Annotated in this window: 41 protein-coding genes; 36 read left to right on the top strand and 5 right to left on the bottom strand. The window is 48.7% G+C overall.

The window, feature by feature from the left end; all coding sequences use genetic code 11:
• Positions 1-488 precede the first annotated feature (488 nt).
• The 32 genes from bfd (at position 489) to zntR (ending at position 16,132) form a co-directional block, all read left to right on the top strand.
• Positions 489-683 (top strand): bacterioferritin-associated ferredoxin, encoded by a 195-nt coding sequence (bfd, locus tag SFA31_RS04770; protein WP_322836949.1) that lies wholly within the window; start codon positions 489-491, stop codon positions 681-683.
• Positions 684-801: 118 nt separating this feature from the next.
• Complete coding sequence (gene bfr, locus SFA31_RS04775) at positions 802-1,281, top strand: bacterioferritin (protein WP_322836950.1); 480 nt, start codon at positions 802-804, stop codon at positions 1,279-1,281.
• Between the two features lie 319 nt (positions 1,282-1,600).
• Entirely contained in the window at positions 1,601-1,912 is a 312-nt protein-coding gene (rpsJ, locus tag SFA31_RS04780) for a 30S ribosomal protein S10 (RefSeq protein ID WP_001181005.1), read from the top strand.
• 32 nt (positions 1,913-1,944) lie between these two features.
• Entirely contained in the window at positions 1,945-2,574 is a 630-nt protein-coding gene (rplC, locus tag SFA31_RS04785) for a 50S ribosomal protein L3 (RefSeq protein ID WP_322836951.1), read from the top strand.
• Between the two features lie 10 nt (positions 2,575-2,584).
• Positions 2,585-3,190, top strand: a complete 606-nt coding sequence (rplD, locus tag SFA31_RS04790; protein WP_322836952.1) for a 50S ribosomal protein L4 — start codon at positions 2,585-2,587, stop codon at positions 3,188-3,190.
• Complete coding sequence (rplW, locus tag SFA31_RS04795) at positions 3,187-3,489, top strand: 50S ribosomal protein L23 (RefSeq protein WP_322836953.1); 303 nt, start codon at positions 3,187-3,189, stop codon at positions 3,487-3,489. Before rplD ends, rplW begins: the two co-directional genes overlap by 4 nt.
• Before the next feature lie 17 nt (positions 3,490-3,506).
• Positions 3,507-4,328 carry a 50S ribosomal protein L2 gene (gene rplB / locus SFA31_RS04800; RefSeq protein WP_322836954.1) on the top strand — a complete coding sequence of 274 codons (822 nt, stop codon included), beginning with the start codon at positions 3,507-3,509 and terminating at the stop codon, positions 4,326-4,328.
• 16 nt (positions 4,329-4,344) lie between these two features.
• The gene (gene rpsS, locus SFA31_RS04805) at positions 4,345-4,623 is read left to right on the top strand and encodes a 30S ribosomal protein S19 (RefSeq protein WP_004929772.1); all 279 of its coding nucleotides are present in this window, start codon (positions 4,345-4,347) and stop codon (positions 4,621-4,623) included.
• 14 nt (positions 4,624-4,637) lie between these two features.
• The gene (gene rplV / locus SFA31_RS04810) at positions 4,638-4,970 is read left to right on the top strand and encodes a 50S ribosomal protein L22 (protein ID WP_000447529.1); all 333 of its coding nucleotides are present in this window, start codon (positions 4,638-4,640) and stop codon (positions 4,968-4,970) included.
• A 17-nt stretch (positions 4,971-4,987) separates the two neighbouring features.
• A complete protein-coding gene (rpsC, locus tag SFA31_RS04815) occupies positions 4,988-5,689 on the top strand; it encodes a 30S ribosomal protein S3 (protein ID WP_322836955.1) in 702 nt (233 codons plus the stop codon).
• 12 nt (positions 5,690-5,701) lie between these two features.
• Positions 5,702-6,112, top strand: coding sequence for a 50S ribosomal protein L16 (rplP, locus tag SFA31_RS04820; protein WP_032116388.1), 411 nt, complete (start codon positions 5,702-5,704; stop codon positions 6,110-6,112).
• Complete coding sequence (gene rpmC / locus SFA31_RS04825; RefSeq protein WP_008457158.1) at positions 6,112-6,303, top strand: 50S ribosomal protein L29; 192 nt, start codon at positions 6,112-6,114, stop codon at positions 6,301-6,303. The genes rplP and rpmC overlap by 1 nt, the downstream gene beginning before the upstream one ends.
• Complete coding sequence (gene rpsQ / locus SFA31_RS04830) at positions 6,303-6,557, top strand: 30S ribosomal protein S17 (protein WP_322836956.1); 255 nt, start codon at positions 6,303-6,305, stop codon at positions 6,555-6,557. Before rpmC ends, rpsQ begins: the two co-directional genes overlap by 1 nt.
• Positions 6,558-6,720: 163 nt before the next feature.
• A complete protein-coding gene (gene rplN, locus SFA31_RS04835; protein WP_035344535.1) occupies positions 6,721-7,092 on the top strand; it encodes a 50S ribosomal protein L14 in 372 nt (123 codons plus the stop codon).
• 9 nt (positions 7,093-7,101) lie between these two features.
• Positions 7,102-7,416 carry a 50S ribosomal protein L24 gene (rplX, locus tag SFA31_RS04840; protein ID WP_000729187.1) on the top strand — a complete coding sequence of 105 codons (315 nt, stop codon included), beginning with the start codon at positions 7,102-7,104 and terminating at the stop codon, positions 7,414-7,416.
• A gap of 14 nt (positions 7,417-7,430) precedes the next feature.
• Positions 7,431-7,970 carry a 50S ribosomal protein L5 gene (gene rplE, locus SFA31_RS04845; protein WP_322836957.1) on the top strand — a complete coding sequence of 180 codons (540 nt, stop codon included), beginning with the start codon at positions 7,431-7,433 and terminating at the stop codon, positions 7,968-7,970.
• Between the two features lie 14 nt (positions 7,971-7,984).
• Entirely contained in the window at positions 7,985-8,290 is a 306-nt protein-coding gene (gene rpsN / locus SFA31_RS04850; RefSeq protein WP_322836958.1) for a 30S ribosomal protein S14, read from the top strand.
• A gap of 33 nt (positions 8,291-8,323) precedes the next feature.
• Positions 8,324-8,716 carry a 30S ribosomal protein S8 gene (rpsH, locus tag SFA31_RS04855; protein ID WP_322836959.1) on the top strand — a complete coding sequence of 131 codons (393 nt, stop codon included), beginning with the start codon at positions 8,324-8,326 and terminating at the stop codon, positions 8,714-8,716.
• Between the two features lie 12 nt (positions 8,717-8,728).
• Positions 8,729-9,262 carry a 50S ribosomal protein L6 gene (rplF, locus tag SFA31_RS04860; protein WP_322836960.1) on the top strand — a complete coding sequence of 178 codons (534 nt, stop codon included), beginning with the start codon at positions 8,729-8,731 and terminating at the stop codon, positions 9,260-9,262.
• Between the two features lie 9 nt (positions 9,263-9,271).
• A complete protein-coding gene (gene rplR, locus SFA31_RS04865) occupies positions 9,272-9,625 on the top strand; it encodes a 50S ribosomal protein L18 (protein WP_322836961.1) in 354 nt (117 codons plus the stop codon).
• A gap of 14 nt (positions 9,626-9,639) precedes the next feature.
• Positions 9,640-10,140: a 30S ribosomal protein S5 gene (gene rpsE, locus SFA31_RS04870; protein WP_238715162.1), complete on the top strand. Its 501-nt coding sequence runs from the start codon at positions 9,640-9,642 to the stop codon at positions 10,138-10,140.
• Positions 10,141-10,146: 6 nt separating this feature from the next.
• Entirely contained in the window at positions 10,147-10,326 is a 180-nt protein-coding gene (gene rpmD / locus SFA31_RS04875; protein ID WP_004846568.1) for a 50S ribosomal protein L30, read from the top strand.
• 3 nt (positions 10,327-10,329) lie between these two features.
• Positions 10,330-10,764: a 50S ribosomal protein L15 gene (gene rplO, locus SFA31_RS04880; protein ID WP_322836962.1), complete on the top strand. Its 435-nt coding sequence runs from the start codon at positions 10,330-10,332 to the stop codon at positions 10,762-10,764.
• Between the two features lie 7 nt (positions 10,765-10,771).
• Positions 10,772-12,103, top strand: a complete 1,332-nt coding sequence (secY, locus tag SFA31_RS04885) for a preprotein translocase subunit SecY (RefSeq protein ID WP_322836963.1) — start codon at positions 10,772-10,774, stop codon at positions 12,101-12,103.
• Positions 12,104-12,131: 28 nt separating this feature from the next.
• Positions 12,132-12,248, top strand: coding sequence for a 50S ribosomal protein L36 (gene rpmJ / locus SFA31_RS04890; RefSeq protein ID WP_000868187.1), 117 nt, complete (start codon positions 12,132-12,134; stop codon positions 12,246-12,248).
• 146 nt (positions 12,249-12,394) lie between these two features.
• A complete protein-coding gene (rpsM, locus tag SFA31_RS04895) occupies positions 12,395-12,751 on the top strand; it encodes a 30S ribosomal protein S13 (protein ID WP_322836964.1) in 357 nt (118 codons plus the stop codon).
• A gap of 16 nt (positions 12,752-12,767) precedes the next feature.
• On the top strand, positions 12,768-13,157 hold the full coding sequence (gene rpsK, locus SFA31_RS04900; protein ID WP_025902031.1) for a 30S ribosomal protein S11: 390 nt from the start codon (positions 12,768-12,770) through the stop codon (positions 13,155-13,157).
• A gap of 31 nt (positions 13,158-13,188) precedes the next feature.
• Positions 13,189-13,809, top strand: a complete 621-nt coding sequence (rpsD, locus tag SFA31_RS04905) for a 30S ribosomal protein S4 (RefSeq protein WP_322836965.1) — start codon at positions 13,189-13,191, stop codon at positions 13,807-13,809.
• Between the two features lie 25 nt (positions 13,810-13,834).
• Positions 13,835-14,824, top strand: a complete 990-nt coding sequence (locus SFA31_RS04910) for a DNA-directed RNA polymerase subunit alpha (protein WP_322836966.1) — start codon at positions 13,835-13,837, stop codon at positions 14,822-14,824.
• Between the two features lie 40 nt (positions 14,825-14,864).
• Complete coding sequence (gene rplQ / locus SFA31_RS04915; RefSeq protein ID WP_322836967.1) at positions 14,865-15,251, top strand: 50S ribosomal protein L17; 387 nt, start codon at positions 14,865-14,867, stop codon at positions 15,249-15,251.
• Positions 15,252-15,338: 87 nt separating this feature from the next.
• Entirely contained in the window at positions 15,339-15,710 is a 372-nt protein-coding gene (locus SFA31_RS04920; protein ID WP_322836968.1) for a DnaJ family domain-containing protein, read from the top strand.
• The gene (gene zntR, locus SFA31_RS04925; RefSeq protein WP_322836969.1) at positions 15,710-16,132 is read left to right on the top strand and encodes a Zn(2+)-responsive transcriptional regulator; all 423 of its coding nucleotides are present in this window, start codon (positions 15,710-15,712) and stop codon (positions 16,130-16,132) included. Before SFA31_RS04920 ends, zntR begins: the two co-directional genes overlap by 1 nt.
• A 239-nt stretch (positions 16,133-16,371) precedes the next feature.
• Here the strand turns inward: zntR and mscL are convergent, their stop codons facing one another.
• From mscL to def, 5 genes are all read right to left on the bottom strand, one after another.
• Positions 16,372-16,782: a large-conductance mechanosensitive channel protein MscL gene (gene mscL / locus SFA31_RS04930; RefSeq protein WP_322836970.1), complete on the bottom strand. Its 411-nt coding sequence runs from the start codon at positions 16,780-16,782 to the stop codon at positions 16,372-16,374.
• 147 nt (positions 16,783-16,929) lie between these two features.
• A complete protein-coding gene (gene trkA, locus SFA31_RS04935) occupies positions 16,930-18,306 on the bottom strand; it encodes a Trk system potassium transporter TrkA (protein ID WP_322836971.1) in 1,377 nt (458 codons plus the stop codon).
• A 21-nt stretch (positions 18,307-18,327) separates the two neighbouring features.
• Entirely contained in the window at positions 18,328-19,605 is a 1,278-nt protein-coding gene (gene rsmB / locus SFA31_RS04940) for a 16S rRNA (cytosine(967)-C(5))-methyltransferase RsmB (protein ID WP_322836972.1), read from the bottom strand.
• A gap of 46 nt (positions 19,606-19,651) precedes the next feature.
• Complete coding sequence (gene fmt / locus SFA31_RS04945; RefSeq protein WP_322836973.1) at positions 19,652-20,599, bottom strand: methionyl-tRNA formyltransferase; 948 nt, start codon at positions 20,597-20,599, stop codon at positions 19,652-19,654.
• A gap of 13 nt (positions 20,600-20,612) precedes the next feature.
• On the bottom strand, positions 20,613-21,122 hold the full coding sequence (gene def / locus SFA31_RS04950) for a peptide deformylase (RefSeq protein ID WP_322836974.1): 510 nt from the start codon (positions 21,120-21,122) through the stop codon (positions 20,613-20,615).
• 129 nt (positions 21,123-21,251) lie between these two features.
• Here def and dprA point away from each other — a divergent pair, with 129 nt between their 5' ends.
• The 4 genes from dprA to tsaC are packed head-to-tail and all read left to right on the top strand — an operon-like array spanning position 21,252 to position 23,964.
• Positions 21,252-22,373, top strand: coding sequence for a DNA-protecting protein DprA (dprA, locus tag SFA31_RS04955; protein WP_322836975.1), 1,122 nt, complete (start codon positions 21,252-21,254; stop codon positions 22,371-22,373).
• On the top strand, positions 22,345-22,818 hold the full coding sequence (gene smg, locus SFA31_RS04960; protein WP_322836976.1) for a DUF494 family protein Smg: 474 nt from the start codon (positions 22,345-22,347) through the stop codon (positions 22,816-22,818). The genes dprA and smg overlap by 29 nt, the downstream gene beginning before the upstream one ends.
• A gap of 23 nt (positions 22,819-22,841) precedes the next feature.
• On the top strand, positions 22,842-23,384 hold the full coding sequence (locus SFA31_RS04965; RefSeq protein ID WP_322836977.1) for a topoisomerase DNA-binding C4 zinc finger domain-containing protein: 543 nt from the start codon (positions 22,842-22,844) through the stop codon (positions 23,382-23,384).
• Positions 23,385-23,391: 7 nt separating this feature from the next.
• A complete protein-coding gene (gene tsaC / locus SFA31_RS04970; RefSeq protein ID WP_322836978.1) occupies positions 23,392-23,964 on the top strand; it encodes an L-threonylcarbamoyladenylate synthase type 1 TsaC in 573 nt (190 codons plus the stop codon).

Below are 23,964 nucleotides of genomic sequence, written 5' to 3' on the forward strand. Positions count from 1 at the left end.
ATTGGAAAGCCCACACCGATTGCTTTTCTCAAAACACTACCATCTCAAAGGAATCTTTTGATGCCGATGGATTGGTCAGATACATCTGTGTAGGGCACAGAAAAACCGCATATTCGGAAAGGGCATATTGTCAGTGTCATACTGGAAGTTACGCACTTAAAAGACGCTTCGAAAATTCTTTTTAAACAGATAATTGTGTGAAAACAGCGATGAACTGGAGATTATTTGCGGCAGTTATTTAGGGAGTACTATTTCATATCAGAGAAAAAGAAGAGTGTGAATTCAGGTTAATTAATAAAGCTGCATATATTCACATACGAAGAGGATATTATTTATCTAATTCAAAGAGTTAATCATTTAGTTACTCTTAATGTTAAAACCGCCAATTTAATGTTTTCTACTATTGTTGAGATAATTCCTGTAAAACTATATTGTAATAATAATAGTTATCATTCTTCAATAGCATCTTTTTAGTAACGGGAGAAATTATGTACGTTTGTCTGTGTAATGGTATTAGTGATAAAAAACTGCGCCAGGCCGTACGTCAGTTTCAGCCACAATCTTTTCAACAACTGCGCAAGTTTGTGTTAATCGGTAACCAGTGCGGTAAATGTGTGCGCGCAGCGCGTGAGATCATGCAGGAAGAGTTGATTCAACTCCCTGAGCTAAAAGAAATTGCCTGAATGCACAGATGGGAGGCTATTGAGGTTTAGATAATAAACCGGCAAGTAAGCGCCTCTTTTTTTGACTTACGCTCCAGCGCATCTACTCTCTAATGAGATGAAGCGGAGGGTAGACATAATGAAGGGCGATCCGAAGATTATAAATTACCTCAATAAATTATTGGGGAATGAGCTGGTAGCGATTAACCAGTACTTTTTACATGCACGCATGTTTAAAAACTGGGGGCTGATGCGATTGAATGATATTGAGTATCATGAATCAATAGATGAAATGAAGCACGCTGATAAATATATCGAACGTATTTTATTCCTTGAAGGAATTCCGAACCTTCAGGATCTTGGTAAGTTGCGTATTGGTGAAGATGTCGAAGAGATGTTGCAATCTGATTTACAGCTAGAACTGGACGGAGCCAAAGATCTCCGTGAGGCTATTGCGTATGCTGATAGCGTACATGACTATGTAAGTCGCGATATGCTAATTACTATCCTTGCCGACGAAGAACATCATATAGACTGGCTGGAAACAGAGCTGGAGCTTGTAACAAAAATAGGGCTACAGAACTATATCCAGTCACAGCTTCGTGAAGCGGCACAGTAAACGCCAGAGCGCAGCTTATCTAAATTGTTGTTGCAGTTAGGCTGCTATCGATACCTTCTTGCATGCGGTGATTTATATTGAGAACTTGCGCTTTTGATTAAATTATAGGCGTCCCTTGCTTCGTGGCGAGATTCCCGTATAATGCGCGGGCTGTCTGTATTGACGGTGGGTTCATCTGAATCCTGGGCGGTGCATTTTGCCGCCGAACAATGCCCCCAATTGCGGGGCTATGCAACTAAACGATTACACTCTCCCATCAATCGTAATGGGTTCGAGGAGTAATTCTTTTTGTCTATAAATAATTTGGAGCTCTGGTCTCATGCAGAACCAAAGAATCCGTATCCGTCTTAAAGCGTTTGATCATCGCCTGATCGATCAATCAACCGCGGAAATCGTTGAGACCGCTAAGCGCACTGGTGCGCAGGTACGTGGTCCAATCCCGCTGCCGACCCGCAAAGAGCGCTTTACCGTTCTGATCTCTCCGCACGTCAATAAAGATGCGCGCGATCAGTATGAAATCCGCACTCATAAGCGTCTGGTTGACATCGTTGAGCCAACCGAGAAAACCGTTGATGCTCTGATGCGTCTGGATCTGGCTGCCGGTGTAGACGTGCAGATCAGCCTGGGTTAATCAGGTCATTGAACGATTGAGAGGTTGAAACAATGATTGGTTTAGTCGGTAAAAAAGTGGGCATGACTCGCATCTTCACTGAAGAAGGCGTTTCAATCCCTGTAACCGTTATTGAAGTTGAAGCAAACCGCGTTACCCAGGTTAAAGACCTGGCGAACGATGGCTATCGCGCAGTCCAGGTTACTACCGGTGCGAAAAAAGCGAACCGCGTAACGAAACCTGAAGCGGGTCATTTTGCTAAGGCTGGTGTTGAAGCAGGCCGCGGTCTGTGGGAATTCCGCCTGGCAGAAGGCGAAGAATTTACCGTAGGTCAGAGCATTAACGTTGAACTCTTCACTGATGTGAAGAAAGTCGACGTAACTGGCACCTCAAAAGGTAAAGGCTTCGCTGGTACCGTTAAGCGCTGGAATTTCCGTACCCAAGACGCTACCCACGGTAACTCCTTGTCTCACCGCGTTCCGGGTTCTATCGGTCAGAACCAGACTCCGGGCAAGGTATTTAAAGGCAAGAAAATGGCAGGCCAGCTAGGCAACGAACGCGTTACTGTTCAGAGCCTGGACGTAGTACGTGTTGACGCTGAGCGTAACCTGCTGCTGGTTAAAGGTGCGGTTCCGGGTGCAACCGGTAGCGACCTGATCGTTAAACCGGCTGTGAAGGCGTGAGGAGATAGCAATGGAATTAGTATTGAAAGACGCGCAGAGCGCGCTGACTGTTTCCGAAACTACCTTCGGTCGTGATTTCAACGAAGCGCTGGTTCACCAGGTTGTTGTTGCTTATGCAGCAGGTGCCCGTCAGGGTACACGTGCTCAGAAGACTCGTGCTGAAGTTACTGGCTCCGGTAAAAAACCGTGGCGCCAGAAAGGCACCGGTCGCGCACGTTCTGGCTCCATTAAGAGCCCGATCTGGCGTTCAGGTGGCGTAAGCTTCGCTGCACGTCCGCAGGACCACAGTCAGAAAGTTAACAAAAAGATGTATCGCGGCGCGCTGAAAAGCATCCTGTCCGAACTGGTTCGCCAGGAACGTCTGATTGTCGTTGAGAAGTTCTCTGTTGAAGCACCGAAGACTAAGATGCTGGCACAGAAACTGAAAGATATGGCGTTGGAAGATGTGCTGATCGTTACCGGTGAGTTGGACGAAAATCTGTTCCTGGCCGCACGCAACCTGCATAAGGTTGATGTTCGCGATGCAGCAGGTATCGATCCGGTAAGCCTGATCGCCTTCGATAAAGTTGTTATGACGGCTGACGCTGTTAAGCAAGTTGAGGAGATGCTGGCATGATTCGTGAAGAACGTCTGCTGAAGGTGCTGCATGCACCACACGTTTCTGAGAAAGCGTCTACTGCGATGGAAAAAAATAACACCATCGTTCTCAAAGTTGCTAAAGACGCGACTAAAGCAGAAATCAAAATTGCTGTTCAGAAACTGTTTGAAGTCGAAGTCAATGACGTACGTACTCTGATTGTTAAGGGTAAGGTTAAGCGTCATGGGCAGCGTATCGGTCGTCGTAGCGACTGGAAAAAAGCTTACGTCACCCTGAAGGAAGGCCAGAATCTGGACTTCATTGGCGGCGCTGAGTAAGTCGGAGGAGTAATACAATGGCAGTTGTTAAGTGTAAACCGACATCTCCGGGTCGTCGCCACGTCGTTAAAGTGGTTAACCCTGAGCTGCACAAGGGCAAACCTTTTGCTCCGTTGCTGGAAAAAAACAGCAAATCCGGTGGCCGTAACAACAATGGCCGTATCACCACGCGTCACATCGGTGGTGGCCACAAGCAGGCTTATCGTATTGTTGACTTTAAACGCAACAAAGACGGTATCCCGGCAGTTGTTGAGCGTCTTGAGTACGATCCGAACCGTTCTGCGAATATCGCACTGGTTCTGTACAAAGACGGTGAGCGCCGTTATATCCTAGCCCCGAAAGGCCTGAAAGCTGGCGACCAGATTCAGTCTGGCGTTGATGCTGCAATCAAAGCGGGTAACACCCTGCCGATGCGCAATATCCCGGTAGGTTCTACTGTGCATAACGTAGAAATGAAGCCGGGTAAAGGCGGTCAGCTTGCACGTTCTGCTGGCGCATATGTACAGATCGTTGCGCGTGATGGTGCTTATGTCACCCTTCGCCTGCGCTCTGGTGAGATGCGTAAGATAGAGGCTGAATGCCGTGCAACTCTGGGCGAAGTTGGCAATGCTGAGCATATGCTGCGCGTTCTGGGTAAAGCTGGTGCCAGCCGCTGGCGTGGTGTTCGCCCTACCGTTCGCGGTACTGCGATGAACCCGGTAGACCACCCACATGGTGGTGGTGAAGGTCGTAACTTTGGTAAGCACCCGGTTTCTCCATGGGGCGTTCAGACCAAAGGTAAGAAGACTCGCAGCAACAAACGTACTGATAAATTTATCGTACGTCGCCGTAGCAAATAATTTTAGAGGATAAGCCATGCCACGTTCTCTCAAGAAAGGTCCTTTTATTGACCTGCACTTGCTGAAGAAGGTAGAGAAAGCGGTGGAAAGCGGAGACAAGAAGCCCCTGCGCACTTGGTCCCGTCGTTCAACGATCTTTCCTAACATGATCGGTTTGACCATCGCTGTCCATAATGGTCGTCAGCACGTTCCAGTTTTTGTTTCCGATGAAATGGTCGGTCACAAATTAGGTGAATTCGCGCCGACCCGTACTTACCGCGGCCACGCGGCTGATAAAAAAGCCAAGAAACGCTAAGAGAGGAGGAAGAGATGGAAACTATCGCTAAACATCGCCATGCTCGTTCTTCTGCTCAGAAGGTTCGCCTTGTGGCTGACCTGATTCGCGGTAAGAAAGTGTCGCAGGCTCTGGACATCCTGACCTACACCAATAAGAAAGCGGCTGTACTGGTCAAGAAGGTTCTGGAATCTGCCATTGCTAACGCTGAACACAACGATGGCGCTGATATCGACGATCTGAAAGTTACGAAAATTTTCGTAGATGAAGGCCCTAGCATGAAGCGCATTATGCCGCGTGCTAAAGGTCGTGCAGATCGCATCCTGAAGCGCACCAGCCACATTACTGTGGTTGTGTCCGATCGCTGAGACTCTGGAGACTAGCAATGGGTCAGAAAGTACATCCTAATGGTATTCGCCTGGGTATTGTAAAACCATGGAACTCTACCTGGTTTGCGAACACCAAAGAATTCGCTGACAACCTGGACAGCGATTTTAAAGTGCGTCAGTTCTTGACTAAAGAGCTGGCAAAAGCGTCTGTATCTCGTATCGTTATCGAGCGTCCTGCCAAGAGTATTCGTGTGACTATTCACACCGCTCGCCCGGGTATCGTTATCGGTAAAAAAGGTGAAGACGTAGAAAAACTGCGTAAGGTCGTAGCGGATATCGCTGGCGTACCTGCACAGATTAATATCGCCGAAGTGCGTAAGCCTGAACTGGACGCAAAATTGGTAGCTGACAGCATTACTTCACAGCTGGAGCGTCGTGTGATGTTCCGTCGTGCGATGAAGCGTGCTGTTCAGAACGCAATGCGTCTGGGCGCGAAAGGTATTAAAGTTGAAGTTAGCGGCCGTCTGGGCGGCGCGGAAATCGCACGTACCGAATGGTACCGTGAAGGCCGTGTACCGCTGCATACGCTGCGTGCTGACATCGATTATAACACCTCTGAAGCGCACACCACTTATGGTGTAATCGGCGTTAAAGTGTGGATCTTCAAAGGTGAGATCCTGGGTGGTATGGCTGCTGTTGAACAGGCGGAAAAACCGGCTGCGCAACCTAAAAAGCAGCAGCGCAAAGGCCGTAAATAAGGAGCGTCGCTGATGTTACAACCAAAGCGTACAAAATTCCGTAAAATGCACAAAGGCCGCAACCGTGGTCTGGCTGCCGGTACGGATGTCAGCTTCGGCACCTTCGGTCTGAAGGCTGTTGGTCGTGGTCGTCTGACTGCCCGTCAGATCGAAGCAGCACGTCGTGCAATGACCCGTGCAGTTAAGCGTCAGGGTAAGATCTGGATCCGAGTATTCCCGGACAAACCAATCACCGAAAAGCCACTTGAAGTGCGTATGGGTAAAGGTAAAGGTAACGTGGAGTATTGGGTTGCCTTGATCCAGCCGGGTAAAGTCCTGTATGAAATGGACGGTGTACCGGAAGAGCTGGCCCGTGAAGCATTCAAGCTGGCAGCAGCGAAACTGCCGATCAAAACCACCTTTGTAACTAAGACGGTGATGTAATGAAAGCAAAAGAGCTGCGTGAAAAGAGTGTTGAAGAGCTGAACACCGAGCTGCTTAATCTGCTGCGCGAGCAGTTCAACCTGCGTATGCAGGCTGCAAGTGGTCAGCTACAGCAGACTCACCTGTTGAAGCAAGTGCGTCGTGATGTCGCACGCGTTAAGACTTTACTGACTCAGAAGGCGGGTGCGTAATGACCGATAAAATCCGTACTCTGCAGGGTCGTGTTGTTAGTGACAAAATGCAGAAATCTGCTGTTGTTGCTATCGAGCGTTTCGTGAAGCACCCGATCTACGGTAAATTCATTAAACGTACGACGAAACTGCACATCCATGACGAGAACAATGAATGCGGCATCGGTGACGTGGTTGAAATCCGCGAAACTCGTCCGCTGTCTAAGACCAAGTCTTGGGCTTTGGTTCGCGTTATAGAGAAAGCGGTTCTGTAATACAGACTTGCCTCTCGACCAATAAACGGCCCAGCGATGGGCCGTTTATTTTTCTATCCATGAACAGTAAGCGGTGTTATAATGCCGCGCCCTCGTTTATGGGGTTTTCTAACGACCTGTATATCGGGTCCCGAAGTAGTAGTTGACATTAGCGGAGCACTAAATGATCCAGGAACAGACTATGCTGAACGTCGCCGACAACTCCGGCGCGCGTCGCGTAATGTGTATCAAGGTTCTGGGTGGCTCGCACCGTCGCTACGCAGGCGTAGGCGACATCATCAAGATCACCATCAAAGAAGCAATTCCGCGTGGTAAGGTCAAAAAAGGTGATGTGCTGAAGGCGGTAGTGGTGCGCACCAGGAAGGGTGTTCGTCGCCCTGACGGTTCTGTCGTTCGCTTCGATGGCAATGCTTGTGTTCTTCTGAACAACAACAGCGAGCAGCCCATCGGTACGCGTATTTTTGGGCCGGTTACTCGTGAACTTCGTTCTGAGAAGTTTATGAAAATAATCTCCCTGGCACCAGAAGTACTCTAAGGAGCGAACATGGCAGCGAAAATCCGTCGTGATGACGAAGTTATCGTGCTAACCGGCAAAGATAAAGGTAAGCGCGGTAAAGTAAAAAATGTCCTGTCTTCTGGTAAGGTCATTGTTGAAGGTATCAACCTGGTTAAGAAACACCAGAAGCCGGTTCCGGCTCTGAACCAACCGGGTGGCATCGTTGAAAAAGAAGCAGCTATTCAGGTTTCTAACGTTGCAATCTTCAATACGGCAACCGGTAAGGCTGACCGTGTAGGCTTTAGATTCGAAGATGGAAAAAAAGTCCGTTTCTTCAAGTCTAATAGCGAAACTATCAAGTAATTTGGAGTAGTACGATGGCGAAACTGCATGATTACTACAAAGACGAAGTAGTTAAGAAACTCATGACCGAGTTTAACTACAATTCTGTCATGCAAGTCCCTCGGGTCGAGAAGATCACCCTGAATATGGGTGTTGGTGAAGCGATCGCTGACAAAAAACTGCTGGATAACGCAGCAGCTGATTTGGCAGCTATCTCCGGTCAAAAACCGCTCATCACCAAAGCACGCAAATCTGTTGCAGGCTTCAAAATCCGTCAGGGCTATCCGATCGGCTGTAAAGTAACTCTGCGTGGCGAACGCATGTGGGAGTTTCTTGAGCGTCTGATCGCTATTGCTGTACCGCGTATCCGTGACTTCCGCGGTTTGTCCGCTAAGTCTTTCGACGGTCGTGGTAACTACAGCATGGGTGTCCGTGAGCAGATCATCTTCCCAGAAATCGATTACGATAAAGTCGATCGCGTTCGTGGTTTGGATATTACCATTACCACTACTGCGAAATCTGATGATGAAGGCCGTGCTCTGCTGGCTGCCTTTGACTTCCCGTTCCGCAAGTAAGGTAGGGTTACTTCATGGCTAAGCAATCAATGAAAGCACGCGAAGTAAAACGCGCTGCTCTGGCTGAAAAGTTCTTCGCTAAACGCGCTGAACTGAAAGCTATCATTTCTGATGTGAACGCAACCGACGAAGATCGTTGGAACGCTGTTCTCAAGCTGCAGACTCTGCCGCGTGATTCCAGCCCGTCCCGTCAGCGTAATCGCTGCCGTCAAACTGGTCGTCCGCATGCTTTCCTGCGGAAGTTCGGGTTGAGCCGTATCAAGGTCCGTGAAGCCGCCATGCGCGGTGAAATCCCGGGTCTGAAAAAGGCTAGCTGGTAATTGTCACCAATTGAATCACGGGAGTAAAGACAGATGAGCATGCAAGATCCGATCGCGGATATGCTGACCCGTATCCGTAACGGTCAGGCCGCGAACAAAGTTGCGGTCACCATGCCTTCCTCCAGGCTGAAAGTGGCAATTGCCAACGTGCTGAAGGAAGAAGGTTATATCGAAGATTTTAAAATTGAAGGCGACACTAAGCCGGAACTGGAAGTTACGCTTAAGTATTTCCAGGGTAAAGCTGTGGTAGAAAGCATTCAGCGTGTCAGCCGTCCTGGTCTGCGCATCTATAAGAAAAAAGATGAGCTGCCGAAAGTTATGGCCGGACTGGGTATTGCTGTCGTTTCTACCTCAAAAGGTGTTATGACCGATCGTGCAGCGCGCCAGGCTGGTCTTGGTGGCGAAATTATCTGCTACGTAGCCTAATCGGAGGAAAAAATGTCTCGTGTTGCTAAAGCACCGGTCGTTATTCCTGCCGGCGTTGACGTTAAACTCAACGGTCAGGTTATTACGATCAAAGGTAAAAACGGCGAGCTGACTCGTACTATCAACAATGCTGTTGAAGTTAAACATGCAGACGATGCGCTGAACTTCGGTCCGCGTGACGGATATGCAGATGGTTGGGCGCAGGCGGGTACCGCCCGTGCTTTACTGAATTCAATGGTTATTGGTGTTACCGAAGGCTTCACTAAGAAGCTTCAGCTGGTTGGTGTAGGTTATCGTGCAGCGGTCAAGGGGAATGCTTTAAACCTGTCATTAGGTTTTTCGCATCCTATTGAGCATCAGCTGCCGGCAGGCGTTACTGCTGAATGTCCGTCTCAGACTGAAATCGTGTTGAAAAGCGCGGATAAACAGCTGGTCGGCCAGGTTGCTGCTGACGTGCGCGCCTACCGTCGTCCTGAGCCTTATAAAGGCAAGGGTGTTCGTTACGCCGACGAAGTCGTGCGTACCAAAGAGGCTAAGAAGAAGTAAGGTAACACTATGGATAAGAAATCTGCTCGTATCCGTCGTGCGACCCGCGCACGTCGCAAGCTCCAGGAGCTGGGTGCGACTCGCCTGGTGGTACATCGTACCCCGCGTCATATATACGCCCAGGTAATCGCATCGAACGGTTCTGAAGTTCTGGTAGCCGCTTCTACTGTAGAAAAAGCTATTGCTGAACAACTGAAGTATACCGGTAACAAAGACGCCGCTGCAGCAGTGGGTAAAGCTGTAGCAGAACGCGCTCTGGAAAAAGGCATCAAAGGTGTTTCTTTTGACCGTTCCGGTTTCCAATATCATGGTCGTGTCCAGGCACTGGCAGATGCTGCCCGTGAAGCTGGCCTTCAGTTCTAAGGTAGAGGTGTAAGATGGCTCACATCGAAAAACAAGCTGGCGAACTGCAGGAAAAGCTGATCGCGGTAAATCGCGTATCGAAAACCGTTAAAGGTGGCCGTATTTTCTCCTTCACAGCATTGACTGTAGTTGGTGATGGTAATGGTCGCGTCGGTTTTGGTTACGGTAAAGCCCGCGAAGTTCCAGCAGCGATCCAGAAAGCGATGGAAAAAGCTCGTCGCAATATGATTAACGTCGCGCTGAATAACGGCACGCTGCAGCACCCGGTTAAAGGCGTGCATACAGGGTCCCGTGTGTTCATGCAGCCGGCTTCAGAAGGTACTGGTATCATTGCCGGTGGTGCTATGCGCGCCGTTCTTGAAGTCGCTGGGGTACATAACGTTCTAGCCAAGGCTTATGGTTCCACTAACCCAATTAACGTGGTTCGTGCAACAATTGATGGTCTTGAGAACATGAAATCCCCGGAAATGGTCGCTGCCAAGCGTGGTAAATCCGTTGAAGAAATTCTGGGGTAATTAACCATGGCAAAGACTATTAAAATTACTCAAACCCGCAGTGCAATCGGTCGTCTGCCGAAACATAAGGCAACGCTGCTTGGCCTGGGTCTGCGTCGTATTGGTCACACCGTAGAGCGTGAGGATACTCCTGCTGTACGCGGTATGGTCAACGCGGTTTCCTACATGGTTAAAGTTGAGGAGTAAGAGATGCGTTTAAATACTCTGTCTCCGGCCGAAGGGTCTAAACGTGAAGGTAAGCGTTTGGGACGTGGTATCGGTTCAGGCCTCGGCAAAACCGGCGGTCGTGGTCACAAAGGTCAGAAATCTCGTTCTGGCGGTGGCGTGCGTCGCGGTTTCGAAGGCGGTCAGATGCCTCTGTATCGCCGTCTGCCGAAATTTGGCTTCACCTCTCGTAAAGCTATGGTCACTGCAGAGGTTCGCCTCTCTGACCTGGCTAAAGTTGAAGGTGATGTCGTAGACCTGAATACGCTGAAAGCGGCTAATATTATCGGCATCCAGATGGAGTTCGCGAAAGTGATTCTCGCTGGTGAAGTCGCTCGTCCTGTGACCATTCGTGGTTTACGCGTGACGAAAGGCGCGCGTGCTGCAATCGAAGCTGCTGGCGGTAAAATCGAGGAATAAGTAGCAGATGGCAAAACAACCGGGATTAGATTTTCAAAGTGCTAAAGGCGGGTTTGGCGAGCTGAAACGCAGACTGCTGTTTGTAATCGGTGCGCTGATTGTATTCCGCATTGGCTCTTTTATTCCAATCCCTGGTATTGATGCCGCTGTTCTTGCTAAGTTGCTTGATCAACAGCGTGGCACCATCATTGAAATGTTTAATATGTTCTCTGGTGGTGCTCTTAGCCGTGCTTCAATTTTCGCATTGGGTATTATGCCGTATATCTCGGCATCTATTATTATCCAGTTGCTGACAGTGGTTCACCCCGCGTTAGCTGAATTGAAGAAAGAAGGGGAGTCTGGCCGTCGTAAGATTAGCCAGTACACCCGGTACGGCACTTTGGTATTGGCAATATTTCAGTCGATTGGTATAGCTACTGGTTTACCGAATATGCCTGGAATGCAAGGACTGGTGATGAATCCAGGCTTTGCATTCTACTTTACTGCTGTTGTCAGCCTGGTTACCGGGACTATGTTCCTGATGTGGTTGGGTGAGCAGATTACTGAGCGTGGTATCGGTAACGGTATCTCAATCATAATCTTTGCTGGGATCGTTGCTGGGCTTCCCCCTGCAATTGCCCACACTATCGAGCAAGCTCGGCAGGGCGACCTGCACTTTCTTCTGTTGCTATTGGTTGCAGTATTGGTATTCGCCGTTACCTTTTTTGTTGTATTTGTTGAACGTGGCCAACGTCGCATCGTTGTAAACTACGCTAAACGTCAACAGGGACGTCGTGTATATGCTGCGCAGAGCACACATTTACCGTTGAAAGTGAATATGGCCGGGGTAATCCCAGCAATCTTCGCTTCCAGCATAATTCTATTCCCGGCCACGATTGCATCCTGGTTTGGGGGTGGTACCGGTTGGAACTGGCTGACAACAATTTCGCTGTATTTGCAGCCAGGGCAACCGCTTTATGTGTTACTCTATGCGTCTGCAATCATTTTCTTCTGTTTCTTTTATACGGCATTGGTTTTCAATCCGCGAGAAACAGCAGATAACCTGAAGAAGTCCGGTGCATTTGTACCAGGAATTCGTCCGGGAGAACAAACGGCGAAGTATATCGATAAAGTAATGACGCGCCTGACTTTGGTTGGTGCCCTATATATTACTTTTATTTGCCTGATCCCGGAGTTCATGCGTGATGCGATGAAAGTACCGTTCTACTTTGGTGGAACGTCGCTATTGATTGTCGTTGTCGTTATCATGGACTTTATGGCTCAAGTGCAAACTCTGATGATGTCAAGTCAGTATGAGTCTGCATTGAAGAAGGCGAACCTGAAAGGCTACGGCCGTTAAGGCGCCTGAGAAGTTACGGAGAGTAAAAATGAAAGTTCGTGCTTCCGTCAAGAAATTATGCCGTAATTGCAAAATTGTTAAGCGTGATGGCGTCATCCGCGTAATTTGCAGTGCCGAGCCGAAGCATAAACAGCGTCAAGGCTGATTTATCTCGCATATTTTTCTTGCAAAGTTGAGGTGAGCTGGCTAGATTAGCCAGCCAACCTTTTATATGCCTATGTGTTCCCATTTGAGTATCCTGAAAACGGGCTTTTCAGCATGGGGCACATAATCAATTTATAGGAGTGCATAGTGGCCCGTATAGCAGGCATTAACATTCCTGATCATAAACATGCTGTTATCGCGTTAACCGCGATTTATGGTGTAGGCAAAACTCGTTCTCAGGCTATTTGTGCCGCAGCGGGAATTGCTGAAAATGTTAAGATCAGTGAGCTGTCTGAAGAACAGATCGAGACGCTGCGTGACGAAGTTGGTAAATTCGTCGTTGAAGGTGATCTGCGCCGTGAAGTTACCCTGAGCATCAAGCGCCTTATGGACCTTGGTTGCTATCGTGGTTTGCGTCATCGTCGTGGTCTGCCGGTTCGCGGTCAGCGTACCAAGACCAACGCCCGTACCCGTAAGGGTCCGCGCAAACCGATCAAGAAATAATCGGGGTGATTGAATAATGGCAAAGGCACCAGTTCGTGCACGTAAGCGTGTAAGAAAACAAGTCTCTGACGGCGTGGCTCATATCCATGCTTCTTTCAACAACACAATCGTTACCATTACTGATAGACAAGGTAACGCTTTGGGTTGGGCAACTGCCGGTGGTTCCGGTTTCCGTGGTTCACGTAAATCCACGCCTTTTGCAGCTCAGGTTGCAGCAGAGCGCTGCGCTGAAGCCGTGAAAGACTACGGTATTAAGAACCTGGAAGTTATGGTTAAGGGACCGGGTCCGGGCCGCGAATCTACTATTCGTGCTCTGAACGCCGCTGGTTTCCGCATCACTAATATTACTGATGTGACTCCGATCCCTCACAACGGTTGTCGTCCGCCGAAAAAACGTCGCGTATAACGCTCGTTTTTAGGAATGTTGGAGAAAGAAAATGGCAAGATATTTGGGTCCTAAGCTCAAGCTGAGCCGTCGCGAGGGTACAGACCTGTTCCTTAAGTCTGGCGTTCGCGCGATTGATACCAAGTGTAAAATTGAACAAGCTCCTGGTCAGCATGGTGCGCGCAAGCCACGCCTATCTGACTATGGCGTACAGTTACGTGAAAAACAGAAAGTACGTCGCATGTACGGTGTACTGGAACGTCAGTTCCGTAACTACTATAAAGAAGCAGCGCGTCTGAAAGGCAACACTGGTGAAAACCTGCTGGCTCTGCTGGAAGGCCGCCTGGACAACGTTGTATACCGTATGGGCTTTGGCGCCACTCGTGCAGAAGCACGTCAGTTGGTTAGCCATAAGGCGGTTATGGTAAACGGTCGTGTTGTTAATATCGCTTCTTATCAGGTTAAACCGAACGACGTTGTCAGCGTTCGTGAGAAAGCCAAAAAGCAGTCTCGCGTGAAAGCCGCTCTGGAGCTGGCTGAACAGCGTGAAAAGCCAACCTGGCTCGAAGTTGATGCTGGCAAAATGGAAGGTACGTTTAAGCGTAAGCCGGAGCGTTCTGACCTGTCTGCGGACATTAACGAACACCTGATCGTCGAGCTTTACTCTAAGTAAAGCTTAGCACCAAAGAGAGGACACAATGCAGGGTTCTGTGACAGAGTTTCTTAAACCGCGCCTGGTCGATATCGAGCAAGTGAGTTCGACGCACGCCAAGGTGACCCTTGAGCCTTTAGAGCGTGGCTTTGGCCATACTCTGGGTAACGCACTGCGCCGTATTCTGCTTTCATCGATGCCGGGTTGCGCGGTGACTGAGGTTGAGATTGATGGTGTACTTCATGAGTACAGCACCAAAGAAGGCGTTCAGGAAGATATCCTGGAGATTCTGCTCAACCTGAAAGGGCTGGCGGTGAAAGTTCAGGGCAAAGATGAAGTTATTCTTACTCTGAATAAATCTGGCATTGGCCCTGTGACTGCAGCCGACATTACCCATGATGGTGATGTCGAAATCGTCAAGCCGCAGCACGTGATCTGCCACCTGACTGATGAGAACGCGTCTATTAGCATGCGTATCAAAGTTCAGCGCGGTCGTGGATATGTGCCGGCTTCTGCCCGAATTCATTCGGAAGAAGATGAGCGCCCAATCGGCCGCCTGCTGGTCGACGCCTGCTACAGCCCTGTAGAGCGCATAGCCTACAATGTTGAAGCTGCGCGTGTAGAACAGCGTACCGACCTGGACAAGCTGGTCATCGAAATGGAAACCAATGGTACAATCGATCCTGAAGAGGCGATTCGCCGTGCGGCAACCATTCTGGCTGAACAACTGGAAGCTTTCGTTGACCTGCGTGATGTGCGTCAGCCGGAAGTCAAAGAAGAGAAACCAGAATTCGATGCGATCCTGCTGCGCCCTGTTGACGATCTGGAATTGACTGTCCGCTCTGCTAACTGCCTCAAGGCAGAAGCTATCCACTACATCGGTGATCTGGTACAGCGTACCGAAGTTGAGCTACTTAAAACACCTAACTTGGGTAAGAAATCTCTTACTGAGATTAAAGACGTACTGGCATCTCGCGGTCTGTCTCTGGGTATGCGCCTGGAAAACTGGCCGCCTGCTAGTATTGCAGATGAGTAACCAGATCGCAGGTTAAGGTTTTACTGAGAAGGATAAGGTCATGCGCCATCGTAAGAGTGGTCGTCAACTGAACCGCAACAGCAGCCATCGCCAGGCAATGTTTCGTAACATGGCTGGCTCCCTGGTTCGTCACGAGATAATCAAGACGACCCTGCCAAAAGCGAAAGAGCTGCGTCGCGTAGTTGAGCCGCTGATTACTCTTGCCAAGACCGACAGCGTAGCTAATCGTCGTCTGGCATTCGCCCGTACTCGTGATAATGAGATCGTGGCAAAACTGTTTAATGAGCTTGGCCCGCGTTTCGCGAGCCGCGCAGGTGGCTACACTCGCATTCTGAAGTGTGGTTTCCGTGCAGGTGACAATGCGCCGATGGCATACATCGAACTCGTTGATCGCCCTGAGCTGAAAGCAGAAGCCGCTGCAGAATAATCTGCAGTAGTGTAGAAAAACCCGCCTCGGCGGGTTTTTTTATATCAATAGCTTTTGATGCTTCGTGTATAGCCTGTAGAGAACGATATGAGTTTTTATGACGGGAAAGCCGAGCGCCGCATCCTGGATGCTCAACGCAAAGGTGGGTTTGATGATCTTCCTAGTGTAGGGCAGCCTATTACCCTTGATGATGATTCACATATACCCTCAGAGCTGCGCACTGCATATCGGATTCTAAAAAATACAGGCTACTTGCCGGCAGAATTAGAACTACGTAAACAAGCGGTGGAGCTAAATGATTTATTAGAAAATATACATAAAGAAGGTCCTGATTATGTGATCTTAACTCGCCAACTGCGACTGCTAGAGCTACGTTTAAAGCTCTCTGGGCAAAATACGGATTTCCTGCACGGCGAATACAGGTGTCATTTAGTGAAGAAAATGGGAGATGGGCGCTAATGTATCGTATTGGAGAATTGGCTAAACAAGCCGGTGTCACAGCTGACACTGTACGGTATTACGAGAAGCAAGGGCTTATGTCTCATGATATTAGAACTGAAGGCGGGTTTCGTCTTTACAATGATGATGACCTGAAACGTCTGCGGTTTATTCGATATGCGAAGAAATTAGGTTTTACGCTTGATGCTATTAAAGAACTTTTGTCTATCCGAATTGATCCGGAGCGCCATACATGCCAGCAATCTAAACATATAGTGCAGAGTCGGTTGGCTGAGGTTGACGCTAAAATTGCAGAACTACAAATGATGCGAAATTCATTAGATAACTTGCATGCGGCATGTTGTGGCAGTGCACATAGCAGCGTGTCTTGTTCCATACTCGAAGCCCTTGAGCAAGGTGCGAGCGGTATTACATCAACTTGATATTGGTAAAGGATGGAAATACGAAATGGTGGCTAATGGGCGGAGGCATACATGAGTTATTATCGGCATAAAAAGGTGGATTATTAATAATACTCTATGCGTATTAGCGTACGATTCGTTATTTCGCTAGCATAGAGAAGTAAAAAGGGAAGCAATTAGAGGAGAAAAATGTGAGTATTAGAGAAAGATAAGACAGTGGAAAAAGAGAGAAACTCTACTGTTCCCACTGCCTTTTCTAATTAAGGGCGATTATTTTGCTCTTTCAATAAATCTCTAATTTCACTCAAAAGCACTTCTTCTTTTGTCGGTTCTGCAACTGCTTCGGGTTCATCTTCTTTCCGGCGCAATTTATTCATTAATTTGATGGCGAGGAAAATAGCCAGAGCCACAATAATAAAGTCGAAGATATTCTGAATGAAAACGCCATAATGCATCACTACCGCAGGAATATCGCCTTGTGCAGGGCGCATTGTCCACGCAAACTGTTTGAAATCGATACCGCCAATGAGTAGCCCCAGCGGTGGCATAATAATATCGGCAACCAGAGATGAAACAATTTTGCCGAAGGCTGCGCCGATGATGACACCCACGGCCAGATCAACGACATTTCCACGCATCGCGAATTCGCGAAATTCTTTAATAAAGCTCATTTAAATGCTCCTGTGCAGGCTAATAGGCTAAGTTTAACAAATGATGCTCTGATTGCCATTAAATGACATAACTCTTATCTGATTGAACCTATAAGGCTTTAATACATTTCGAAGTAAATAGGGCGAATCAACTTCGCCCAACTTAAATCAAAGGAAGAATGGACTTGGCTGGAATAGCCTTTCCACATCGGATACAAATTTCTTATCCGTTAAAAACATAACAACATGATCGCCTTGCTCAATACGTAAATCGTCATTGGCGATCATGACATCATTACCGCGGACGATTGCACCGATGATGGTTCCGGGAGGAAGTTTGATTTCACTAATTACGCGCCCAACGACGCGTGAGGTTGTCTCATCACCATGCGCGACGGCTTCGATGGCTTCTGCCACACCACGGCGTAGCGAAGAGACGCCAACAATATCGGCTTTGCGCACGTGACTTAAAAGGGCGGAAATTGTCGCCTGCTGCGGTGAGATAGCAATGTCAATCACACTGCCTTGAACTAAGTCCACATACGCCCGGCGCTGAATAAGCACCATCACTTTTTTTGCACCCATACGTTTAGCGAGCATGGCAGACATAATATTCGCTTCATCATCGTTTGTGACAGCAATGAAGAGATCAATTTGCTCAATGTGTTCTTCGGCTAAAAGCTCCTGATCGGATGCGTCCCCATAAAATACGATGGTATCCTGCAGCATCTCAGCAAGTTCAGCAGCGCGTTGTTGATTGCGTTCAATGAGTTTAACGCTGTAATTTTTCTCCAGCCGCTGTGCCAGGCCAGCGCCAATGTTACCTCCACCTACCAGCATAATGCGCTTGTAGGGCTTCTCAAGGCGCTGCAGTTCACTCATTACGGCACGTATGTGCTGAGAGGCGGCAATGAAGAAAACCTCGTCACCGGCTTCTACGATAGTTGAACCCTGTGGTCGAATGGGGCGATCGTGGCGAAATATTGCCGCTACTCGCGTATCAATATGCGGCATATGTTCACGCATGGTTGCCAGTGAGTTACCTACAAGCGGCCCCCCATAGTAGGCTTTTACTACCGCGAGGCTGACTTTACCTTCCGCGAAATTGACGACTTGTAAGGCTCCCGGATATTCAATCAGCCGCCAGATATTGTCGATAACAAGCTGTTCTGGAGCGATAAGATGATCGATTGGCACGGCATCAGGCATAAACAGGCGCTCTGCATCGCGGACGTATTCTGGGGCGCGAATACGCGCGATACGGTTTGGCGTCGTAAACAGCGAGTAAGCGACCTGGCAGGCGATCATATTTGTTTCATCGGAGCTGGTTACAGCGACGAGCATATCGGCATCGTCCGCTCCGGCTTCGCGAAGAACACGTGGATGGGATCCGTGTCCCTGGACAACGCGTAGATCAAATTTGTCTTGAAGGATGCGTAAACGATCGCCGTTAGTATCCACGATCGTAATATCATTGTTTTCTCCAACTAAATTCTCGGCTAGCGTGCCTCCAACCTGCCCTGCACCCAGAATGATAATTTTCATCCGTAGCTGTCCATCATACTGTTACTGTTTAACTAATGTTGCGTAGAAGAAGCCATCGCCTTTTTCTGCGCCCGGGAAATTTTGCTCGCCTGTATCGAGAGCGCTGATTTTTGCATCTGGCGTCCGTTTTAAAAAATTGGCGATTTGGAGACTGTTTTCTTCCGGCAAAATAGAACAGGTGGCGTAAACTAACGTGCCGCCCGGCTTTAAGTGCGGCCAGATAGCATCAAGTATTTCTGACTGCAGCCTAACCAGTTCAGGGATATCCCGGTCACGGCGAAGCCATTTTATATCTGGGTGTCGTCGAATGACGCCGGTAGCCGAGCAAGGGGCATCCAGGAGTATGCGATCGAATGCTTCAGAGCCGCACCATTGAGATGGCGATCGACCGTCCCCTTGTATAACTTTGGCTGACATTCCCAGCCGCTTCAAATTTTCATGAACTCTAGCGAGGCGCTGTTGATCGATATCTACAGCGGTGACATTTGCCAACGGTGCTGCTTCGAGAATATGTGTGGTTTTCCCGCCGGGTGCCGCACACAGGTCTAAAATATTTTCGCCATTTTGGGGCTCTAGCCTGGATATGCAACCCTGTGCGGAGGCATCCTGCACGGTTACCCAGCCTAATTCAAAACCCGGTAAGGCGTGTACAGGGACGGGAGCCGCCATTCTTATGGCATCCGGGTATTGATTGTCTGTGTATCCCGTAAATCCCGCCTCCTGAAGCAGTGTCAGCCATGCATCCCGGGAATGATGGTTACGGTTGACTCGCAGCCACATCGGCGGGCGCTGATTATTCGCATCAATAATGGCTTCCCACTGCTGCGGCCACGCCTTTTTAATTCGCTGGATTAACCATTGTGGATGAAGGTAGCGCTCTTCCGACTGCGCAAATGCGGTGAGTAAAGTTTCCTGCTGCCGCTGAAACTGACGCAATACGCCATTAACCAGCCCTTTAAACTGAGAGCGTTTGATGGCGACCGTTCCTTCGACGGTTTCCGCCAGCGCCGCGTGTGGAGGGATACGCGTGTGTAACAGTTGGTAAAGCCCAACCATAATCAAATAGTGAACCGTGCGCTGTTTGCCCGTCATTGGGCGCGCCATCAGCTTGTTAATCAGCCATTCTAGCTGAGGCAATACGCGTAGTGCGCCAAAACAGAGTTCCTGTAGCAGCGCCTTATCTTTATCGCCGACTTTATGCTGCAGGGGAGGCAATATTTGACTCAGCGATTGGCCGTGTTCAACGACTTGCTCAATGGCCTGGGCTGCTACAGCTCGTAAATTAATTTGTTTTTTCATAGAAATAAAAATGCCCGGCATCGCCGGGCTATAAAATCGAGTTATGTTAGGAAAGGCGAGTGCCGGGGATAAACCATTCTTTACGAGAATTGAGTAAGTCTTGAATACTCATGGCCTTTTTCCCCGCTGGCTGTAGCGATTCCAGGTTCAGGACACCGTCACCTGTCGCTACCTGAATACCGCGTTTATTTGCCGCAATGATAGTGCCTGGCGCTGCCGATGAGCCTTGACTCATTGCTGATGCCTTCCAAATTTTCACCGGTTGTTGTTCAATTTCCAGCCAACTCATAGGCCAGGGGTTGAAAGCGCGAATGCAGCGCTCTAACTGTATAGCAGATAGCGTCCAGTCAACGCGCGCCTCTTCTTTACTGAGTTTTTCAGCGTATGTGACGAGTTGATCGCTTTGCTGTTCGGGCTTCGCTTCACCTTCAGCGATCATCGCTAACGTTTCAAGAAGGGCCTGAGGGCCTAATTCAGCCAGTTTGCTATATAACGTTGCGCTGGTATCGTCTGCGCAAATGGGGCAGGAGAGTTTATACAGCATATCGCCTGTATCCAGACCAACGTCCATTTGCATGATTGTGATTCCGGTCTGTTGATCGCCCGCCCAAAGTGCGCGCTGAATCGGCGCTGCGCCACGCCAGCGCGGCAGCAAAGAACCATGAACATTGATACAACCCAGGCGCGGCATATCTAATACCGCTTTAGGAAGAATTAACCCATACGCAACGACAACCATAATATCGGCGTTAAGCTCAGCGAGCATTGCCTGATTCTCCGGCGCGCGCAGCGAGGCTGGCTGAAAAACGGGTAAATTATTTTCCTGCGCCAGTAACTTAACCGGGCTGGGCATCAATTTTTTGCCCCGACCGGCCGGGCGGTCAGGCTGGGTAAATACGCCCACAACCTGATGTTCAGAAGCTATAAGCGAGTCAAGATGACGCGCTGCGAAATCGGGTGTGCCGGCGAAAACAATACGGAGTGAATGAGCCACGTTAGTTTTACTCTTAAGTGCGCGTTTTTAAACGATCCAGCTTTTCAACTTTTTGGCGGATACGCTGCTGCTTAAGCGGAGATAGATAGTCAATAAACAGTTTGCCAACCAAATGATCCATTTCATGTTGAATACAGATAGCCAGCAATCCATCGGCTTCTAGTTCAAAAGATTGGCCTTCACGATTGAGCGCACGGATTTTAATACGTTCTGCGCGAGGCACAAGCGCCCGCTGCTCGGGAATAGAAAGACATCCTTCTTCGATTCCGGTCTCACCGCTTTTTTCAACCAGCTCTGGATTAATGAGAACCAGACGACCCTCGCGATCTTCTGAGACGTCAATAACGATAATGCGCTTATGGATATCTACCTGCGTTGCAGCAAGCCCAATACCTTCTTCGACGTACATTGTCTCGAACATATCGTCGACAATACGCCGTATATCATCATTAACGTCTATTACCGGCTCCGCAACTTTGCGAAGGCGCTCGTCGGGAATATGTAATACCTGTAAAACAGCCATAGCGTTCCAGAGTTGTCTTCAAATGTTGATCGGTCTATTGCCTCTATTCTAGACATTTCCCCGCCTGATTGACAGCATCGTTGACCAATCACAAAGATTGCTTTTCCTATCGGGAACGGGAGGTTCTGCATGGATTCAACCGAGCTTTGGTTACGTTTAATGACCGTTACCGGGTTAAGTGGCGAGAAGATGCTAAAAGCTGCAGGTTTATATCACTCGGGCGTTGGAATATCCGCTGCGTTACAGAGGGCTGGTATCGCAGAAAAACAGCAAAAGCAATTTTTTTCCGTAACTCACAAGGATCTGACATTTAGTCAGCGTTGGCTGGAAGCGCCTCATCGGTATCTTATTTCCGCAGATATGGCATGGTATCCGCCGCTACTTCGGGCAATATCTTGGTTCCCTGGCGCATTATTCGTTTGGGGAGATCCTGAAGCCCTGGTAACGCCTCAACTTGCAGTCGTAGGAAGTCGTAGTCACTCCTGGTATGGGAAACGATGGGGACATTATTTTTCTTATCTAATGGCTAAGCATGGGTTGACTATAAGCAGTGGGTTGGCATTAGGGATTGATGGGATAGCGCATCGTGCTGCGCTGGAGGCCAGTTGTAAGACGGTTGCGGTATTAGGGAATGGGCTTGGTGATATTTATCCGCGTCGACATAAAGCGCTAGCGCATCAAATAATAGAGATGGGAGGAGCGATTGTTTCGGAGTTTCCCCTGCTGACACCGCCGTGGCCCGGCAATTTTACTCGTCGGAATCGGATTATTAGCGGTTTATCACGAGGGGTTTTAGTAGTGGAAGCAGGCCTACGCAGTGGATCTTTAGTTACGGCGCGATACGCTATCGAGCAGGGAAGGGATGTTTTTGCTTTGCCCGGCGCCATAGGGAGCCCCGGAAGTGAAGGGCCTCATTGGTTGATTAAACAAGGTGCTATTCCCGTCACGTCACCTGAAGATATTATTGAGCACTTAGGAAATATTCCCGGTTTACCGCCTTTGACTTCTGAAACGAATAATTCTTTTGTAGAACTGGAAGAAGCGCCATTGCCATTTCCTCACCTGTTGGCTAACGTAGGTGATGAGGTTACACCTGTTGACGTCGTCGCTGAACGTGCCGGCCAACCTGTACCATTGACGGTAGCGCAGCTACTCGAACTGGAGTTAGCAGGATGGATCGCAGCTGTACCCGGCGGCTATGTCCGGTTGAGGAGGGCAAGCCATGTTCGACGTACTAATGTATTTATTTGAAACCTATATTCATAATGAGGTGGAAATGCGCGTCGATCAGGATAAATTGACGCGTGATTTAACAGAAGCTGGATTTGAACGAGCAGATATCCACAGCGCGTTGTTATGGCTTGAAAAATTGGCTGATTACCGTGATGGGCAGATTGTACCGATGCAATTGGCTACGGATCCGCTATCACTGCGAATTTATACGGAAGAAGAGCGCATTCGTCTTGATACTAGCTGTCAGGGCTTTTTGCTCTTCCTTGAACAAATCCAAGTGTTAAACCTTGAAACGCGGGAAATGATCATTGATCGCGTGATGGCGTTGGATACCGATGAATTTGATCTTGAGGATCTTAAATGGGTTGTGCTGATGGTGTTATTTAACATACCCGGCTGTGAAAACGCATATCAGCAGATGGAAGAATTGTTGTTTGAAATTGATGAGGGCATAGTGCACTGAGCAGTGCATCGTAAGTTATCTATATGGCGAAAGAAGCCCTATTTGAGATGCGTAAGCATGAACCCTGCCCTAACTGTGGGGCCGAGTTGGTAATCCGTTCTGGTAAACACGGCCCGTTTTTAGGATGTTCGCGTTACCCGGATTGTGAATATATTCGACCGCTTAAAGGGCAGGCTGATGGTCACATCGTCAAGGAACTGGATGGCCAATTATGCCCTGAATGTGGCGGTGTATTAGTACTAAGACAAGGAAGATTTGGCATGTTTATTGGCTGCAGCCAATATCCGGCCTGTGAGCATACAGAGCTCATTGATAAACCTGATGAATCGGATATCGCATGCCCACAGTGCGGAGGAGGACGGCTGGTACAGCGCCGATCCAGATATGGCAAAATCTTCTACGCCTGCGATCGCTACCCAGGGTGTCAGTTTGCGGTGAATTTTAAGCCGGTTGCTGGTGAGTGTTCGGAATGCCATTATCCTCTGCTTCTTGAAAAGAAAACGGCGCAAGGCAATAAATTATTTTGTGCCAGTAAGCAATGCGGAAAACCGGTAATAGCTGGGTAAAATATTTGTGAAAAAGCATCAGTATGAGAAACCGCTCTTTGAAATAGTTTCCCTTCTTCGTCAGCAATGTGTCGTTGCGTATCCTACAGAGGCCGTCTTTGGCCTTGGTTGCGATCCGGATAGCGAAATTGCTGTACAGTGTCTACTTCATCTTAAGCAGCGTTCGATTGATAAAGGGTTGATTCTGATAGCTTCTTGTTTCGAGCAGCTTAAACCATATATTGACGATAGTACGCTTACTGCAGAACAGCGGCGGAGGATTTTTATCCGTTGGCCTGGGCCGGTAACCTTTGTATTTCCCGCGCGTCCTGAAACACCGCGTTGGTTAACTGGCCGGTTTACCTCTCTGGCAGTGCGTGTGTCTGACCATCCAGAAGTTATTGAGTTATGTAATGCTTTCGGTAAACCGTTGGTTTCAACTAGCGCTAATTTAAGCGGGCAACTTCCCTGTCGTTCAATCGATGAAGTTAAGTCGCAATTTGGCAATGATTTTCCGGTCGTTCAGGGTTACACGAGTGGGCGTTTAAATCCATCCGAAATACGAGACGCATTAACGGATGAACTTTTTCGGCAAGGGTAA

Source organism: Erwinia sp. HR93 (genome assembly GCF_034555055.1).
Lineage (GTDB): Bacteria > Pseudomonadota > Gammaproteobacteria > Enterobacterales > Enterobacteriaceae > Apirhabdus > Apirhabdus apintestini.